This window comes from Microbulbifer maximicatervae (SeqCode) (assembly GCF_052467825.1).
This window is the reverse complement of record NZ_CP174327.1, coordinates 5196533-5215426: the sequence shown is the minus strand read 5'-3', so window position 1 is coordinate 5215426 and position 18894 is coordinate 5196533. Positions and strand designations below refer to the sequence as shown.

Below are 18894 nucleotides of genomic sequence, written 5' to 3'. Positions count from 1 at the left end.
TTGTCACTACCTGGGCGTGCCGTTTAGCAGTGAAAAACGCAAATGGATTACTTAGGGTTGGCAAGTTTTTCTGTGCGGGCGTGTTTGCGGGTAGTGGAAAGGTCCGTACTTCGTAAATATTTTTCACTCTATGGTGACTGTTCAAACTGCTACCTGAGTAAACGGTAAATCTCACCAGCATTAGGCTTTAGTTTCTGAGTGCTCATAACCTCTGGCCAGTTTGATAAAAGCGCTCAGGTATTCAACTTCGCTATCGTCTTCACGAGTTCCTAAGAAAATCTGTTTGGCAATACCTTGTCGCCCGAGGCGCACCACCGATAGTGCCAGCTTGGTGGAGTACTCCTCTGCAAGCCAGCGAGGCAGGGCTGCGACCCCGCGGCCGCTGGCCACCATCTGTAGCATGATATCGGTAGTTTCACTGGTCTTGTGGCGCAGTGGCACCACGCCCGCAGGGTTGAGAAACTGGGTATAGATATCCAGGCGGTCCGGCGGCACGGGGTAAGTTAACAACACCTGATCCCGTAGGTCTTCTGCTGTCAGGTACTTTCGCTTTGCCATCGGGTGATCTCGAGGGACTACCAGCACCTGCTCGTAATCAAATACGGGATCGAAGCGCAGTCCGGCTTTATAGAAAGGGTCAGGGGTAACTAGCAGGTCGATCTCGTAACCCAGTAAAGCGCCGAGACCTCCAAACTGAAATTTCTGCTTAACATCCACATCCACGTCCGGCCAATCTTCCAGAAATGGCGACACTACTTTCAGTAACCACTGATAGCAGGGGTGGCATTCCATACCGATACGCAGGGTACCGCGCTCACCTTGAGCCATTTGCTTTAGCTTGCTCTCAGCATGTTCCAGTTGTGGCAGGACACGGTTGGCCAATCCAAGCAGATACTCACCGGTCTGGGTCAAGCGCAAGCTGCGGCCCTCACGCAACCAGATAGGGGCCCCGAGGTTCTGTTCCAACTTGCGCACAGTATGGCTCAGCGCCGACTGGGTTAGGCAAAGGTGCTTGGCCGCTGCGGTTAGCGAACCGTGATGGTCTACGGCCTGGATTATTGTTAAGTGCGTGCGCTCTAGCATAGCTGTAACCGAGCAATCCATGAATAAATTTAATGGATAGTTGAAAATATACCATTTTTGTTCATTTATAAAGAAGCTTATCCTGCCTGGCAATGTCAATCACCAAGCAAAGAACTCAGTTTTTGCCTTAGGAATCAGGATACCAGGCCGCAATGAATAAAGAGTTTGCATTCAGCATCAAGAACTTACGCTTTGATGAAAACTATCGTCCAGCGGATAGCACGCGGATCACCACCAATTTTGCGAACTTGGCGAGAGGGGAGAGCCGTCGGGATAACTTGCTCAACACCTTGAGAATGATTGATCGTCGTTTCAATGCCTTGGCGCATTGGGACAACCCTAGTGCAGATCGTTACTCTGTAGAGCTGGATATTATTTCCGTTGATATTGATATTGAAGGCAACGGAGAAGCCTTTCCTACCATTGAAGTATTGAAGACGAATATTGTTGATCATAAAAACAATCAACGGATTGAGGGCATAGTAGGAAACAACTTTTCTTCATATGTGCGGGATTATGATTTCAGCGTGTTGTTGTTGGAGCATAACAAGAAGCAAGACAAGTTTAGCCTTCCTGAAGGTTATGGCGATCTTCACGGGAAAATTTTTCAATCGTTCCTGAATTCAAGTGCCTACAAGGATAACTTCAGCAAGCCCCCTGTTATTTGTCTGAGTGTATCGAGCAGTAAGACTTATCATCGAACTGAAAATCAGCACCCCGTACTCGGTGTTGAGTATCGGCAGGACGAATACTCTTTAACTGACGAGTATTTTGAGAAAATGGGTTTGCAGGTTCGCTATTTTATGCCGCCGGATAGTGTTGCCCCTTTGGCTTTTTACTTTCAAGGTGATTTGCTTGGTGATTATACGAATCTTGAGCTTATCGGCACTATCAGCACGATGGAGACCTTCCAAAAGATATATCGGCCTGAAATATACAATGCAAATTCTGTAGCGGGGACCTGCTATCAGCCCAGTTTGAAGCACCAAGATTATTCACTCACTAAAATTGTTTATGACCGGGAAGAGCGTAGCCAGCTGGCTATAAAGCAAGGAAAATTTACTGAAGAACAATTTATCAAGCCATACAGAAGCATCCTTGATCAGTGGGCCGCTAATTACGCGCTTTAATTAACAAATACAGATAAGATTATTTTTCATGAATCGCCTATTGCCAACTTCAAGCGCTGGAAGCTTGCCTAAACCATCCTGGCTCGCAGAGTCCGAAAAACTTTGGTCTCCCTGGAAATTACAGGGGGATCAATTACAAGAAGGTAAACAGGATGCCTTGCGCCTGACATTACAAGAGCAACAACAAGCCGGTATCGATATCGTTAGTGACGGGGAACAGACCCGCCAACATTTTGTGACTACATTTATTGAGCACCTCAACGGCGTTGACTTCGAGAAGCGGGAAACCGTTAAAATCCGCAATCGCTATGAAGCGAGCGTGCCGTCAGTTGTTGGCGAAGTATCTAGGCAACAACCAGTATTTGTTCAAGATGCCAGGTTTTTGCGCAAGCAAACCAGTCAAGCTATTAAGTGGGCATTACCTGGCCCCATGACAATGATTGATACTCTCTACGATAGCCACTACAAAAGCCGCGAAAAGCTCGCCTGGGAATTTGCCAAAATTCTCAATCAGGAAGCGCGTGAGTTAGAGGCTGCGGGTGTTGATATTATTCAATTTGATGAGCCTGCATTTAATGTTTTTTTTGATGAGGTGAATGACTGGGGGATTGCCACTTTAGAAAAAGCCATCGAGGGGCTGAAATGCCAAACTGCCGTACATATTTGCTATGGCTACGGTATCAAAGCCAATACAGACTGGAAGAAAACTCTGGGGTCAGAATGGAGACAATATGAAGAAGCGTTTCCAAAACTGCAAAAATCCAATATTGATCTAATTTCGCTCGAATGCCACAACTCCCATGTTCCAATGGATCTCCTTGAGCTTATTCGTGGTAAAAAAGTGATGGTGGGCGCTATTGATGTGGCAAGCAACACGATTGAAACACCGGAGGAAGTCGCCGATACCTTGCGAAAAACACTCAAGTATGTGGATGCTAAGGATCTCTATCCCTGTACGAACTGTGGTATGGCGCCTCTATCCCGTCAAGTTGCGAACCGTAAGCTCAATGCGTTAAGTGCAGGTGCAGAAATTGTTCGAAGAGAGCTCTCGGTTTAGCTGTCTACAATATTTAGGTGCTCCCATGTCACTTTCCAGTACAGCCATAGAACCGTTGCGCTTTCGCGAGGCACTGGGGCATTACGCTTCCGGTATTACCGTGATCGCATCGCGCCGTGAGGGTGAGCCGATAGGCTTTACCTGCCAGTCGTTTTATAGCGTATCGACGAGCCCGCCATTAGTGTCGTTCAGCGTTATGTCGAGTTCGTATAGCTATCCCAAAATTCGTCAGGCAGGTCGATTTTCGGTCAATATCCTGTCGGATGATCAGGTTACGATTTCCAACCAGTTTGCTCGTCAAGGCGCGGACAAATGGAGCGAAGTCGAATGGCAGGAATCGCCGCTGGGGAATCCCATTATCGCCGGCAGCTTACACTGGCTTGATTGTGAAATTCATGCTGAACACGCCGCCGGAGATCACCTGATTGTGATTGGTGAGGTGAAGGCGTTAAACCTACAAAAAGCTGCTGCCAGGCAGCCACTTCTGTATTTCAAAGGCCAATATCGCAACCTTACTGCGGTGGCCCCAGCCGGGTAATACATGTGAGCAACGGGTTGCGGACTTGCAGCCCCATCGCCTGCTTCCAGAAGGAACCCGCATCAATCAATTCGAGGAATTTATGGAATTTCTACTCTACCTGTTGCTGGGAGCTGTGGCTGGGGTGCTGGCCGGCTTGTTTGGCGTTGGTGGTGGCATCATCATCGTACCTGTGCTGGTATTCAGTTTTACTGCCCAGGGTATCGATCCGCATGTGCTGACTCACTTGGCTGTGGGCACTTCGCTAGCGACTATTGTCTTTACTTCGATTAATTCGGTTCTGGAGCATCAGCGCAAAGGCGCGGTGCTATGGCCAACTTTTGCCTGGATGAGTCTGGGTATTCTTCTCGGTGCAAGTCTCGGTTCGTTCACTGCGGCAGCTATCCAGGGGCCGGTACTGCAAAAGATTATTGGTGTATTTGCTATCACCATTGCCATTCAAATGGGATTGGAACTTAAGCCCAGGGCCAGTCGCGCTGTTCCCGGCAAGCTGGGGCTGACAGCGGCCGGCGGGGTAACAGGCTGGGCCTCTGCCATCTTTGGCATCGGCGGTGGCACACTGACGGTTCCCTTTCTGACCTGGCGCAGCGTGCCGATGCAGCAAGCAGTGGCAACTTCCTCAGCCTGTGGTTTGCCGATTGCTGCCGTCGGCGCTCTGAGTTTTATGGTTATTGGTTGGCAGCAACCTGAGCTGCCGCAGTGGAGTTTTGGTTTTATCTACCTGCCAGCCATGGTCGGTATCGCCATCACCAGCATGTTTTTTGCCCGTTTTGGAGCGCGACTGGCTCACAAGTTATCTCCGCGATTGCTTAAGCGTTTGTTTGCCCTGCTGTTACTCTGCGTGGGTGGGAGTTTTCTTCTCTGAGGCATCAGTGAATTGCAGTCTATCGATTGTTATCTCGGTGTAGGCGCAGCTGCAAAAGTGGAAGGGGGCTTCAATCCTTTTCCAGGTGCGATCGGGCCCAAGTGAGGAGTATTAACTCCTAACTTTCTTTTGTGTGTCGAAATCTCTAGTCGAGCACACGATCCTAGCGAGATGAAAATGGATTAACGTATCTGGAGGTTGCACAGTTGGTGCAATTGCTCCCGCTGACTGATGTGTGTATATCTATCCGCTGTATGGAACGAATGAAAGAGATTGTTTCTAACCCTGCTGGGTCATTCAAGCTATTTGTGATTGCTTAAAGTGAATAGGGATTGCTGGGGTGGCGAGGCTGCGAAGAATAAATTGTGCAAAGAGCAGTTTGGCACTAGCTGTTCTACAACAAAAAAGGGCTTACGTCGTGAAACGTAAGCCCTTTTCTTTGTATGGCGCGCTCGGGAGGATTCGAACCTCCGACCGCCTGGTTCGTAGCCAGGTACTCTATCCAGCTGAGCTACGAGCGCGTCGTTATGGGTGCGAACTATAGAGAGTTGATTCGTTGCCGTCAACCTCTTTTTGGAAAAAATCCTTAAAAATCCGCAACTTATCGAGTTTCTGGGCCCCTCTGGGAGCGGTCGACCAGTCTCGACAGGGCGCGAATTCTGCCGTGCATTCCCTCAATTTGCAAGACTTACTTTGAAAAATATGCCTTGGGTACCGATTGCGCCAGTTATCCAGGGGCGAGGCATTAAATTCCTCGGTGTGATTGGCGGCGAACTATACTCATTACTCTACCGGGATTCCGATGATTCGCACCTTTTCCATTGCCCATTGCCAGGCCCGGCCTATCTTCCGGCGGCAGGCTTCTCCAGAGATATAGTGAGAATATATGGCGGACGAGCAGGACCAAGAGCGAAAGCTGCCGCAGGGGGAGTCTCCTTCACCGCCATCGGGAAAGCCGGTTCCGCAAGGGCCGCTGAATTGGCTTCAGTACTTCCTGTGGATTTTCCTTTTAATACTGACTGTACAGTACTGCACTAACGGACAGCTTTCTGGCAAGCGGACTGAGTTAGCTTACAGTGACTTTAAGAAAGAGGTCGCCGAAGGCAAAGTTGCCAGCGTGGTTATCGAGGGGGATAGAGTCAGCGGCACTTTTAAGCCGGAGGCGGGCAAGCTGCCGGCGTCAAACACTGGCGAGAAAGAAAAAAAGGCTCCACAGCCTGAGCACTTCACAACCATTCTACCTTCCGTTCAGGACCCCGATCTGCTCCCCCTGCTGGAAAAGGAGAAAGTGGAAATCCTGGCAGAGTCCCCGGGAGGGGGCTTTATGCAGCGGATGTTGATTCTGCTTCTGCCCTGGATACTGATTATTGGGCTCCTGGTTTGGATGGGGCGGCGAATGCAGGAAAAGATGGCCAGTGGGGCTCCCGGCAGTCCCTTCGGTTTTGCTCGATCACCAGCAAAGCGGTTTGAGCGCAGTGAGTCCCAGGTGACTTTCGATGATGTGGCCGGGTTGGCAAATGCGAAGAAGGACCTGCAAGAAGTGGCGGGGTACCTCAAGAACCCGGAGCACTATCGCAAGCTCGGAGCGAAGATCCCCCGGGGCATTTTGCTAATGGGGCCTCCCGGTACGGGCAAAACCCTGATGGCGAAAGCGCTGGCCGGTGAAAGTGAAGCGCCATTTTTCAGTATTAGTGGCTCTGAGTTTATTGAGATGTTTGTAGGGGTGGGCGCTTCCCGTGTGCGGGATATGTTTGCCGAAGCCAAGAAAGATGCTCCTTCAATTATTTTTATCGATGAGATTGATTCCGTCGGCCGGGCGCGGGGAACGGGTGTTGGAGGTGGACACGATGAGCGGGAGCAGACGCTCAACCAGATTCTTGGTGAGATGGATGGCTTTGATCCCCAGGAAGCGGTGGTGGTGGTTGCGGCAACCAACAGGCCCGACGTTCTCGATGCGGCGCTGCTAAGACCAGGGCGCTTTGACCGAAAAATTACTCTGGACCTTCCAGACAAGGCCGCACGCAAGGAAATTCTTGAGATTCATTCCCGCGATGTCCCATTGCACGGCAAGGTGGATCTGGAGCGGCTCGCGGCCCTGACCGCGGGTTTTGCTGGCGCGGATCTGGAAAACCTGATTAATGAGGCCGCACTGTTGGCGGGGCGAGAAGATAAGTCCGCAGTGGATATGGATTGTTTATTGAGGGCGAGGGATAAAGTGGTTCTCGGTGGCGAGCGCGAAATGGTTATCAGTGAAGAGGACAAGCGGATTATCGCCTACCACGAAGCGGGACATGCGCTGGTAGCAACGCTATTGCCGAATGCAGACCCCTTGGAGAAGGCGACTATTATTCCCAGGGGGCACAGTCTCGGCGCTACCGAGCAGATTCCCACCGAAGAGCATCACAGTATGCAGGTCAGTTATCTCCGCGATCGTATCGGCGTAATGCTTGGAGGGAGGGTCGCTGAGCGGGTGGTATTCAAGGAGGTGAGCACTGGTGCAGAGGCAGATTTAAAGCAGGCGACGCGACTGGCCCGTCACATGGTGACGCACTGGGGGATGAGTGAAAAATTAGGCCCCGTTGCTTTCCGCCGGGGAGAGGAGCATATATTCCTGGGGCGCGAGATGGCCCAGCAGAAGGACTTCAGCGAACACACCTCAGAGATTATTGATGACGAAATTATTGCTTTGATCAGCGGTATTGAGATGAAAGTAGATCAGTTGCTGACAAAAAATCGCAAAAAATTAGATGCATTGGCTGGGGCTCTTTTGGAAAAAGAAACCCTCGATGCAGCGGAAATAAATGAAATACTTTCCCATGTGGCTGCAGGTGGTGATGACACATCTATTGCGCCGAAATAGCTCCTGGCTTTAATGGAAATTTATTTTTCAGGCGGACCCATTGGTCAAATTTAATGTATTTAAATGTACCAGGTTAATTGAGTTTATTAGTTTTGAATTGCCGATAACCTGAAATATCGAAGGGTACTTCCAGGCCGTTCTAAAAGAGCCGAGAGCGCATCAATTTAAAATAGACAAAAAGTTTTGTGTTTTTTGGGTGGTTTAGATACATATTGTCATTGGCTTTTTTGAAAATAATCAATTTTCTATGTAAAAGGGCAACTTAGGGTATCGCCCTTAAACAGTGCATAATTTTATTTTTTCCATTCCCTTTAATTTTTTTCTTCAAGTTGAAAGAACTTTCCAGACTAATTGAGTTATTTTTACAGACATTTACGTTAAATAGACTTCCACACACGGTTGTGAGCCTGTAACCTGTCCATGTCACAGATTCACTACGAAATCTGTGCCTCTTTATCAGCGCGGTCTTGAATCGGAGCTTCACTTAGTCGGAGCCTCTTTATAGAGGTAGAGCGGTGGAGCCAGGCAGTACCGATTGCGATAAGTCCGTTGTTGTACATAAAAAAAATAAAACAATGGAGAGAAAACATGGGAAGTCCGTCAAAACCCAAGCAGCACTCTGCTCTGCTTTCCGCCTGTTCCGTAGCAACTCTTTGGTTAGCCAGTGGTATTAGCCCCAGTTATGCCGCAGAGGGAGCAGTCGGCACCCTTATGGAAGAAGTACAGGTAACAGCCCGTAAGCGTGCAGATGCAGAATTACTTCAGGATGTTCCGGTAGCGGCAACCGCCTATTCCGGTGACCAACTGGAGGCTCTGCAAACTAGGGATTTACAAAGCCTTTCTTTCAAAATGCCCAACGTCCAGCTGGAGGATGTGGGTACCGTAAAAAATACGGCAAACTTCACTGTGCGCGGTCTTGGAGTGAATAGCTCTATTCCATCAATTGATCCCACAGTAGGGGTCTTTGTCGATGGTATGTACCTCGGTGTGAATGCGGGTGTTGTTACCGATGTGTTTGACCTGGAGGGTATCGAAGTTCTCCGTGGTCCGCAGGGCCTGCTCTTTGGTCGTAATGTTACCGGTGGTGCTGTCGTAGTTAAAACAGCGCGCCCAACTGATGAATTCTCTGCTCGCGTTAAGGTGTCCACAACGGATAATCTGGATGTGGTGACTGCGGGTTCAATTAATGGTGCCATCTCTGACGATGTTAACGGCCGCTTGACCGTTTACTACAACGATGACCGTGGCTGGTTCGAAAATGTTGCCACCGGCAATGATAATGCCGGTGCCTCTGACAGCTGGTTTATTCGCCCAAGCTTTAGTATTCAACTCAATGAAACGGCAGAGCTGCTTGTGCGGATGGAGCATGGGCGCATGGACTCCGATGGGGTGGTTGCGCAAAACCGGGGTTATGCAAGTTATGAGATACCACTAGGAGATGGGAGCTATCAGTACCCCAGTGCCACTGAGTGGGCTGAGTGGGCAGGAATTTTGGGCTGGGATAACAGTGAGGATTCCTTTGAAGTAGCCCAGGACGAAGAGGGTTATCAAAAAGATGAGTGGTCCCAGATCATTACTGAGTTCAATAAAGACGTTGAATTCGGTGATGGCACCATCACAAATATCCTGGCTTGGCGTGAATATGAGGCGCGGGGTTTGGGGGATATTGATTCCCTGCCTTTTGTCGGTTTCCATGCGGACTCGAGCGTAGATCAGAGCCAGTTGAGTAACGAGTTGCGCTATGCCGGCCGTTTCGGTCGCACGGCCATCACTGCCGGTGTCTATTGGTTCTCTCAGGATGTGACCTACCTGGAAAATCGTTTGCTGGCCGATGGTGAGGGCGGCATTATCGATTGGACCGGTGGTGGTGTGCAGGATCACAGCACTTATGGATTATTTACCCAGGCTGATATCGACCTGAACGAGGCCTGGGTGTTGACCCTGGGTGGACGCTACTCGAGTGAGGAAAAAGACGCAAAGATTGCCTCTATCCCGCTGAACTACTGCACCCTAAGTGGTTGCTCTAACTACGATCTTGATGATAGTGAAAGTTGGAGTGCGTTCACTCCCAAACTGGGCCTGCAGTGGACGGTTTCCGATGAAACTCAGCTCTACACTTTCTGGACCAAAGGCTTCCGCAGTGGTGGCTACAACTTCCGCAATACAAGTTGGAACTTCAAGCCCGAGGCAACAGATCAGGAAGAGCAGAGCAGCTTCGAAATTGGTGCCAAGGTAGACTGGCTTGATGGCCGACTGCGCACCAATATGGCGGTGTTCCACAATAGTATTGACAATATGCAGCGGGAGGAGAATTTCTCCTCCCCTGAGGCTGGGGTGGTACAGGTTATCCGCAACACCGCAGATGCGACAATTCGTGGTGCTGAATTGGAGACCATGGCTGCGCTCAGTGAAAACCTGCTGCTTACCTTCAACGTGGGCTATGTAGATGGCGATTACGATAAGGTACTCGGTGACCTGAATGGTGACGGCTTTGTGGATGATGAAGACCTGGGTCTTGAGATCCCACGCCTGGCGCCATGGACTTATGGTATAGGGTTAGTGCACGATTTGTCTCTAGGTTCCTACGGAACAATCACCTCCCGCATTAACTACAATCATCGCGATGAAGCACCTTATACGGATGATAACAAGGGTATGCTGTCTGAAGTAGAAATGGTGGACTTTAGTATCGGTTATACTGCGGATAGCGGCCAATATACAGTTTCTGTATTCGGTAAAAATATGCTTGATGAAGTTACTGAGGGTAATGATACGCAGCTACCAGTTAACCTTGGTGGTATCGGTGCCAGCTTTACCCCGCTAAATAAAGGTCGTGTTATGGGGGTTGAGTTTATTTACGAACTCTAATCTCGGCTGAGAATTTGCTGCTTAGAGAAAGTTATTTTTAAGCCAGCAGACTTCGAAACGGCCAGTTCCTTTTCACAATTAAAAGTTGTGATGGAGCTGGCCGTTTTTTTTGGGTTGCGTGTTGAATAAAAACTGCTTGATGATTTTTGATACTCTTGTTTTGTTAGCGTGGCAATAAAAGTGAACCTATAAAGGGGAAAAATATGCGGTTTATTGATCTGCCTACATTTGGTGGGCCTGAAGTCATGCAATTGCAGGAGATGGATAAGCCTGCTCCAGGTGCAGACGAAGTCCTTATCCGTGTAGCCGCAGCTGGGGTTAATCGCCCTGATATTGTGCAGCGCCAAGGGCATTATCCGGCACCTCCTGGAGCATCGCCGGTATTGGGATTGGAAGTGGCTGGTGAGGTTGTTGAAGTCGGGGAAAAAGTTGTGCGCTGGCAGGTGGGGGATAAAGTTTGTGCCCTGACCAATGGTGGAGGCTACGCAGAGTTTGCAGTAGCTCCAGAGGGACAATGCCTCCCGGTCCCCGCAGGCCTTAGTCTTATTGAGGCAGCTGCATTGCCGGAAACTTTTTTCACCGTATGGACTAATGTATTTGACCGCGCCGGTTTAAAACCGGGCGAGGTGATTTTAATCCATGGTGGTTCCTCTGGCATTGGTACCACGGCGATCCAGCTGGCCCATCAATTGGGAGCCCGGGTTTTCACTACTGCGGGAACAGAAGATAAATGCGCAGCCTGTGTGGCGTTGGGAGCGGAGAAGGCGATTAACTATCGGGATGAAGATTTTGTCTCCGTTGTGCGCGAGATGACTGATGATTACGGAGCTGATGTTATCTTGGATATGGTGGGCGGTAGCTATATCAATAGCAATATTCGTGTGGCCGCTAACGACGGCAGAATCGTGAATATTGCCTACCTGGCTGGCGCTAAAGTAGAAGTAAATATGATGCCGGTGATGTTGAAACGACTTACATTGACCGGCTCAACCTTGAGGGCTCGCTCGCCAGAAGTTAAAGCCGGTATTGCGAAGTCGCTGGAAGAAAAGGTTTGGCCGCTAATTGAAGCGGGTAAAGTGCGGCCGCAACTAGCCGCTGAGTTTCCTCTGCATCAGGCGGTTGAGGCCCATAAATTACTGGAGTCCGGTACTATCACCGGGAAAATCGTTTTAACCTTGTAAGGACTTGTGGCTGCCTAGGGCGAGGAGTAAGTGGGCATCCGCTGAATAACGCCCTCAGGCACATCCCCGGGTTCACAATAGATTTTGCCAGGCAGGCGCTGTAGAGGAGGGCGGACTGTCACATCATCGCTCATCATTTCCACATAGGCTTTGTATAGATTGCTGATATTGCGTACATACTGCACGGGCTCGGAGCCTCTCACATAGCCGTATCTAGCCCGTTTAAAGTACTGGGGCTGGGCCAGTTTCAGCATGGCGACTTCCACATTGTCGAACCACACATTGGGATCCAGTCCCAATTCTTTAGCCAGCCGTTGGGCATCGAGTAAGTGGCCGTATCCTGCATTGTAGGAAGCGAGAGTAAACCAGAGTTTATTTACGGTTGGCAAAGCGGGATTAAAGCGATCTCGCACCCAATCCATATATTTTACCCCCGCTTTAATACCTCTTTCAGGTTCGAACAGCGGCGGAGGAAATCCCATTTCCTCGGCTGTGGCAGGCATTACCTGCATCAATCCCTGCGCGCCAACTGGAGATACGGCTTTAGGGTTGAAATTGCTCTCCTGCCACATTTGCGCGACGATCATGCGCCAATCAAAATCGTATTTAAAGGCGGATTCCTTCACCAGCTCATCGTAAGGAGAGAGGTTTTCTCCCGGTATTAACCGGGAACTTACTCGCAGGGTAAATCGTTTGTTCGGCTCAAAATAAGCCTGGTATTGTTTTTGATATTGGCTCGTTTTTCTGTAATTTTTCAAAAACTTATTCAAGTTCTGTAGCAGGTGCCAATTTTGTCTTAATACCATCCAGCCCTGTGGACGCGGGTCACCGATCAGGGTTCCGAGTACCAGTTGTGGCTGAACGGATGCCTCAATCTTGGCTCGACCGGAGTGGGATATGGTCGCATCTACCAGCCCGTCGGCGATTAATGAGAAGATTTGTGACTGGGAAATATCTGGCGGCGCCACACGGATATCGACATCGATACCTGCTTCTTTCAGTGTTTCAGCGGTTTCAATAAATGATGAATAGGCGCGTAGAGTTAATTTACGGCCATTAAGATCCTGAATCTGGGTAATAGGGGGGCTGCCTTTACCACTGACGATCTGGTCTGTGGATTCGACATAGGGCTTGGTGAATACCATGCCCTGGTCTTCACGGGCACTGGTAATATTGAGTTCAGCCCCGGCAAAGTCACCGCGACCAGCCCTTAACCAGTCGGCAAGGTCTTCTTCGTAGGGGACAACAATAACCTGGAGTTGGAGTTTGTGCTTATTGGCAAAAGCCTGGGCCAGGTCGTAGTCAAACCCCATTAATACACCTTTCCATAAGAAATAGGTTGTCGGCCCATTGTAAGTGAGTAGCCTGATTACCCCCGATTTTTTAATACCCTTCCAATCGGTAATACGTTCTTCCTGGGACTTAACCAGGTTGCGGGTCAAAAAATTATCGAGAGTGGTATGTAGGCGTTTGGAGTCTTTGCGTACGCCCCAGGCAATATTTTGCACTTCAGATACATCTGCACCAATCCGCATGTCATCGCGGTAATTGCGCAAATCCTGGGCTGAAAAATCCTCCAAAATAGCAACCCGGTTCTTCTGGCCATTGATGATATCCAGCAGGGTATCTCGGTTACCGTTAATATCAATTTCTCGAATAGTTAGGTTTGAGTTTGGATTTTCGGCAACAAGTTGCTCTGCAGTTTCTTTAATAGAGGAGCCGGCAGGGATAATAAATTCCAGATCCTTTAATTTGCTCGCATCTGAAATATCTGGACCTTCAGGACCGGTGACGAGTACTAACCGCGAATGGCGAAGAGGAACCGTGAAGTCAATAATTTCTTCACGGGCGTCAGTGACAGTCAGGTTATAGGCGATTACATCTGCCTGGCCATCGATCAGCATTTGCACTGCATCATCGGGCGTTTCAGCTTTTATCCACTTGGGTTCCAGCTTTAACTGTTTGGCCAGTTTGTTGGCAAGTTCGAAGTGACGGAGACTCACCACATCGTCACGAGGTAACAGGTCTTCGGAAGCACCGGTTAAATTAACGAACCGAATTGTGCCGTGTTTTCTTATGTCCCTAAGGTCACCGGTTTCGATGTAGTTGACTTGCTGTTCTTTAGCGGGGGTTACTTCAGGCAGTTGCCCTGATCGCTTGTCGGCATCCTGCGCTTCGGCAGCTGACATGGTGACTGATTCAGCTACTCCAGAATCACGATCTGGTTCCGTGCAGGCCGCAAGGGCAAGCAGTAGTACTGAAAGTAGTATCAAGGTCCACTGGTTGAGGTGGATAGCAGTAGATTCACTATCCATATATTGCTCCGAAGGCACTCTACCTCAACCATTATAGTGTCGCTTAATTTGCGCTCTTTAATTGTTAAAGAAATCAGTTTTCGATGGTTTTAACTTCTGCAGTGAAGTTCCCTTTGGCCAGCTTAATATGGACTTGCTGGTCGGTATCCAGTTCTGAACTATCGCGAATTGCGCGATTTTCTGAATCCAGAACAATGGCGTAGCCTCGCTGCAATACTGCCAGGGGACTGATGTTTTGTAGTAATTGGGCTCCGTGGGATAGTTTGTCACTGCCGCGCTGTAATATCAGTTGCATCGCACGCTCCAGGTTTCCCTTGAGTTGGATTAACTGCTTTCGACTATTGTCGAGTCGGCGTGTCGGTAGGTTGTGGGCAAAAGCTCTGGAGGCGGAATCCAATTGGGATTTGCGACTTTGGATTTGCTGTTGGCAAGCTGCTACCAGGCGCATCTCCAAATGATCCAGTCGTTGGGCCTGGTTGAGGAGCTGCTCCTTGGGGTGGCGCAAACGGTTGCGTCGCAATTGAACCTGTTGAGATAAATGTTTCAGTTGGTTGACCATGGCGCGGTTCAATCTGCGCTGGATGTGCTCAAGCCGTTGTGAAATTTCTGCAGCATTGGCGCTGGCTATTTCCGCCGCGGCAGAGGGGGTGGGGGCGCGCAGGTCTGCGGCTAAATCTGCAATAGTCGTATCGGTTTCGTGGCCGACTGCAGAAATAGTGGGAATAGGGCTTGCGGCCAGTGCGCGGGCGACAATTTCTTCATTAAAAGACCACAGGTCTTCCAGGGAGCCTCCGCCGCGACCGACAATTAATAAATCGTGGCGACCACTGCGGCCCGCTTTTTCAATCGCTGCCGCGATTTGCTGAGCGGCACCCTGACCTTGAACGGCTACGGGCCAGATTTCAATTTGTGCAGAAGGGTGTCTCCTGCCCAATACGTGAATCATATCCCGTATTGCCGCGCCTGTCGGCGAAGTGACAATGCCGATATTGGTTGGCAAAAACGGAAGAGAGCGTTTTCTGCTTGTTTCGAACAGGCCCTCAGCATTCAGTTTTGCTTTGAGCTGTTCCAGCTGGCGCATCAGGGCGCCAAAGCCGGCCTCCTCCATATGCTCAACGATTAACTGGAATTCTCCGCGCCCTTCGTACAGGCTCACCCTGGCCCGGATTAAAACCTCGCGACCATTTTGCGGCCGAAAGGCGACACTGCGATTGCGACCGCGAAACATGGCGCAGCGCACCTGGGCCCGCGCATCTTTAAGGCTAAAATACCAGTGCCCGGAGCTGGGTATGGAAAAATTGGAAACCTCTCCACTGATCCATAGAAGGGGTACACTGCTTTCCAGAAGATGTTTAACTTCCCGATTCAGGTCACTGACCGACAGCACGCTGCGCTTGGCATTTTGACTAGGGGGAATTGTCTGCATCGGTGAATCTCGTCGGGCGTATTGGGCGGAGCAATATTGCAGTATCGCCCTTATAGGTAAAGAGCTTTACTGTACAAATCCGTTTTTCTGCAAATTGATGTTTGCGCTTTGGGCTCGTAGAGGTATAATCGCGCCGATACCCAATCCCGCCTATTCGAGGTTTGAGTGTCAACAATGTCTGAATCCAATCTGCGCATCGCGCGCGAAGCCCTCACTTTTGACGACGTCCTACTTGTGCCCGGATATTCCGAGGTCACGGCCAAGGATGTGAGTTTAAAAACCCAACTCTCCCGCAACATTACCCTGAACATCCCCATTGTGTCCGCTGCTATGGATACAGTGACGGAAGCTCGCCTGGCCATTGCGTTGGCCCAGGAAGGGGGTATCGGCATTATTCACAAGAGTATGTCGATAGAAGAGCAAGCTCTTGCCGTTCGCGCGGTGAAGAAGTTTGAAGCCGGTGTTGTAAAAGACCCTATTACTATTGAGTCCGATGCCACTGTGCGCGAGTTGATCGCGCTGACCAGTCACCACAATATTTCCGGTGTGCCGGTAATGGATCGTGGCGATTTGGTAGGTATCGTTACCAGCCGCGACGTTCGCTTCTTAACTGATCTCGATGTCAGTGTCGCCAGCATCATGACGCCGAAAGAGCGTCTGGTGACGGCCCACGAAGATGCGAGCTCCGACGAAGTACGCGAACTGCTGCATAAACACCGTATCGAAAAGGTACTGGTGGTTAACGACAACTTTGAGTTGCGCGGCCTGATTACTGTTAAAGACTTTAACAAAGCAGAGCAGTACCCGAACTCCTGTAAGGATTCCGACGGTCGCCTGCGTGTGGGCGCGTCTGTGGGCACCAGCCCGGACACCGATGATCGTGTAGCTGCATTGGTAGAAGCCGGCGTTGATGTGCTGGTAGTAGATACCGCCCACGGTCACTCCCGCAACGTGATTGAGCGTGTGCGCCGCATTAAGGAAATGCACCCCCAGGTGGATGTGATAGGTGGCAACATCGCTACGGCTGACGCAGCGCGTGCACTGGTTGAGGCCGGTGCGGATGCGGTTAAAGTGGGTATCGGCCCCGGTTCTATCTGTACCACCCGCATCGTAACGGGTATCGGCGTACCCCAGGTGACGGCAATTGCAGAGGTTGCCACAGCCCTTAAAGAATTCGGTGTGCCCATGATCGCCGACGGTGGTATCCGTTACTCCGGCGATATCTCCAAGGCAATTGTTGCCGGCGCCTCATCAGTCATGATGGGTTCCATGTTCGCAGGTACCGAAGAGGCGCCGGGCGAAGTTGAGCTCTATCAGGGCCGTACTTACAAGTCCTATCGTGGGATGGGTTCTCTCGGTGCCATGTCTCGCACCCAGGGTTCTTCCGATCGCTATTTCCAGGATGCGAGTAAGGGCGCTGAAAAACTGGTACCGGAAGGTATCGAAGGTCGAGTGCCTTATAAAGGCCCGCTGTCAGCCATTGTTCATCAGATGATGGGTGGTTTGCGTTCAGCTATGGGTTACACCGGCAGTGTCGATATCGAGACCATGCGCACTCGTCCTGAGTTTGTGCGGGTCACGGCAGCCGGTATGGGTGAGTCCCATGTCCACGACGTTCAAATTACTAAAGAAGCCCCCAACTACCCGGTGGGCCGACGCTAAGCCTTCGACCTTCTCCAGGTGAAAAAATTTAGACGGAACAAGCAGCAAACGGACCTTCAAGGTCCGTTTGCCGTTATTTAATCCAGTTATCGAGTAAGTCATGAGCCAAGATATCCATTCCAGCCGAATACTCATTCTCGACTTCGGGTCCCAGTACACACAATTGATTGCCCGCCGTGTCCGCGAGCTGGGCGTATTTTCTGAAATTCGCGCTTTCGATATGACCGAAGAGGAAATTCGTGAGTATCAGCCCAAGGGCATTATTCTCGCCGGTGGCCCCGAGTCGGTACCGGAAGAGGGCTCCCCGCGCGCGCCGGAAGCGGTTTATAACCTGGGCGTGCCGGTACTGGGCATTTGCTATGGCATGCAGACCATGGCTCATCAGCTTGGAGGCACCGTACAGGGCAGCGATATTCGCGAATTTGGCTATGCCCAGGTAAAAGTTGAAGGCCAATCCAACTTGTTGAGCGATATCAAAGATCATATCGCTGATGATGGCAGTTCCCTACTGGATGTTTGGATGAGTCACGGCGACAAGGTAGTGGCGATGCCAGAGGGCTTTGAGCTGTTGGCTTCCACTGATTCCTGCCCAATTGCCGGTATGTACCACGCCGAGAAGAATTTCTTCGGTGTACAGTTCCACCCGGAAGTGACTCATACCCTGCAAGGCATGCGTATTTATGAGCACTTTGTGATTGATATTTGCGGGTGTGAGAAACTCTGGACTCCCGCGAACATTATTGAAGACTCTATTGCTAAAGTCCGCGATCAAGTGGGCGAGGGCAAGGTGCTGCTCGGTTTATCCGGTGGTGTCGACAGCTCTGTGGTCGCCGCTTTGCTGCACAAGGCTATTGGCGATCAGCTGACCTGCGTATTTGTAGATAATGGCCTTCTGCGTAAAAACGAAGGCGACCAGGTAATGCAGATGTTCGCCGACAATATGGGCGTCCGCGTTATCCGTTCTGATGCGGAAGAGGATTTCCTTGGGCGCCTCCAAGGTGAAAAAGACCCTGAGGCCAAGCGCAAAATCATTGGTAATACCTTTATTGAGATTTTTGATCGCGAAGCTTCCAAGTTACAGGACGTGAAATTCCTGGCCCAGGGCACTATCTACCCAGACGTTATTGAGTCCGCCGCCGCAAAAACCGGCAAGGCACATGTGATTAAGTCTCATCACAATGTGGGCGGCTTACCGGAGGATATGCAGTTTGAGCTGGTAGAGCCCCTGCGTGAACTGTTCAAAGACGAGGTTCGTAAGATCGGCCTGGAGCTGGGCCTGCCTTACGACATGGTTTACCGCCACCCCTTCCCGGGACCGGGTCTGGGCGTGCGGATTCTCGGTGAGGTAAAGCGGGAGTATGCCGATATTCTGCGAGAGGCAGATGCGATCTTTATCGAGGAGTTGCACAACGCCGATTGGTATCACAAAACCAGCCAGGCCTTTGCCGTATTCCTTCCGGTAAAATCTGTGGGTGTTGTCGGTGATGGCCGTCGATATGAATACGTGGTTGCTCTTCGCGCGGTAGAGACTGTGGACTTTATGACAGCGCGCTGGGCGCATCTCCCCTATGAGCTGATTGAGAAGGTTTCGAACCGCATTATCAATGAGATAGAGCACATCTCTCGTGTGGTCTACGACGTTTCCAGCAAGCCTCCTGCGACAATTGAATGGGAGTAACTGCAGAATCGAGAGGGGGTGCTTAGCACCCCTTTCTTTTTTTGTTTTGGGCTTCGCGTCTCATTTTCCACAGCGGCCCCTTCTCTCTATTCGATCTTTAATTGGTACGGATTGTCGCTAAACGCTTAGCTAAGTTTTCTCTAACTCGTTGATTTTTTGAGCGTTTCCCGGGTTGTTTATTTTTTCTTCATATTGTCACAAAGACCAAATGGCGGGCCTTTGCGGCCTACT

The 18894-nt window shown here is 50.3% G+C and carries 12 protein-coding genes and 1 tRNA gene; 9 read left to right on the top strand and 4 right to left on the bottom strand.

Translation table 11 applies throughout. From position 1 onward, the window contains the following. Positions 1–180: 180 nt before the first annotated feature. Positions 181–1083: a LysR family transcriptional regulator gene (locus tag ACJJII_RS22895; protein ID WP_444893151.1), complete on the bottom strand. Its 903-nt coding sequence runs from the start codon at positions 1081–1083 to the stop codon at positions 181–183. Positions 1084–1235: 152 nt separating this feature from the next. Here ACJJII_RS22895 and ACJJII_RS22890 point away from each other — a divergent pair, with 152 nt between their 5' ends. From ACJJII_RS22890 to ACJJII_RS22875, 4 genes are all read left to right on the top strand, one after another. Continuing rightward, a complete protein-coding gene (locus ACJJII_RS22890; RefSeq protein ID WP_444896507.1) occupies positions 1236–2213 on the top strand; it encodes a DUF1852 domain-containing protein in 978 nt (325 codons plus the stop codon). A gap of 28 nt (positions 2214–2241) precedes the next feature. Beyond that, positions 2242–3270 carry a methionine synthase gene (locus ACJJII_RS22885; protein WP_444917844.1) on the top strand — a complete coding sequence of 343 codons (1029 nt, stop codon included), beginning with the start codon at positions 2242–2244 and terminating at the stop codon, positions 3268–3270. A gap of 25 nt (positions 3271–3295) precedes the next feature. Beyond that, positions 3296–3808 (top strand): flavin reductase family protein, encoded by a 513-nt coding sequence (locus ACJJII_RS22880; protein WP_444917843.1) that lies wholly within the window; start codon positions 3296–3298, stop codon positions 3806–3808. A gap of 82 nt (positions 3809–3890) precedes the next feature. Continuing rightward, the gene (locus tag ACJJII_RS22875; RefSeq protein ID WP_444917842.1) at positions 3891–4673 is read left to right on the top strand and encodes a sulfite exporter TauE/SafE family protein; all 783 of its coding nucleotides are present in this window, start codon (positions 3891–3893) and stop codon (positions 4671–4673) included. Positions 4674–5117: 444 nt separating this feature from the next. Here the strand turns inward: ACJJII_RS22875 and ACJJII_RS22870 are convergent. After that, a tRNA-Arg gene (locus ACJJII_RS22870) sits at positions 5118–5194 on the bottom strand. Positions 5195–5559: 365 nt separating this feature from the next. Here ACJJII_RS22870 and ftsH point away from each other — a divergent pair. From ftsH to ACJJII_RS22855, 3 genes are all read left to right on the top strand, one after another. Beyond that, positions 5560–7533, top strand: a complete 1974-nt coding sequence (gene ftsH, locus ACJJII_RS22865; RefSeq protein ID WP_444917841.1) for an ATP-dependent zinc metalloprotease FtsH — start codon at positions 5560–5562, stop codon at positions 7531–7533. Positions 7534–8121: 588 nt separating this feature from the next. Then, positions 8122–10401 carry a TonB-dependent receptor gene (locus ACJJII_RS22860; RefSeq protein ID WP_444917840.1) on the top strand — a complete coding sequence of 760 codons (2280 nt, stop codon included), beginning with the start codon at positions 8122–8124 and terminating at the stop codon, positions 10399–10401. A gap of 203 nt (positions 10402–10604) precedes the next feature. Further along, positions 10605–11582, top strand: coding sequence for an NAD(P)H-quinone oxidoreductase (locus tag ACJJII_RS22855; protein ID WP_444917839.1), 978 nt, complete (start codon positions 10605–10607; stop codon positions 11580–11582). Between the two features lie 14 nt (positions 11583–11596). Here the strand turns inward: ACJJII_RS22855 and ACJJII_RS22850 are convergent, their stop codons facing one another. Together ACJJII_RS22850 and xseA are read right to left on the bottom strand one after the other, a co-directional pair. Further along, positions 11597–13897, bottom strand: a complete 2301-nt coding sequence (locus ACJJII_RS22850) for a transporter substrate-binding domain-containing protein (protein ID WP_444917838.1) — start codon at positions 13895–13897, stop codon at positions 11597–11599. A 73-nt stretch (positions 13898–13970) separates the two neighbouring features. After that, positions 13971–15323 (bottom strand): exodeoxyribonuclease VII large subunit, encoded by a 1353-nt coding sequence (gene xseA, locus ACJJII_RS22845; RefSeq protein ID WP_413662849.1) that lies wholly within the window; start codon positions 15321–15323, stop codon positions 13971–13973. Between the two features lie 174 nt (positions 15324–15497). Here xseA and guaB point away from each other — a divergent pair, with 174 nt between their 5' ends. Both guaB and guaA read left to right on the top strand, forming a co-directional pair. Beyond that, complete coding sequence (gene guaB / locus ACJJII_RS22840) at positions 15498–16985, top strand: IMP dehydrogenase (protein WP_108734048.1); 1488 nt, start codon at positions 15498–15500, stop codon at positions 16983–16985. 100 nt (positions 16986–17085) lie between these two features. Continuing rightward, positions 17086–18663, top strand: coding sequence for a glutamine-hydrolyzing GMP synthase (guaA, locus tag ACJJII_RS22835; RefSeq protein ID WP_444893162.1), 1578 nt, complete (start codon positions 17086–17088; stop codon positions 18661–18663). The last annotated feature ends 231 nt before the right edge of the window (positions 18664–18894 follow it).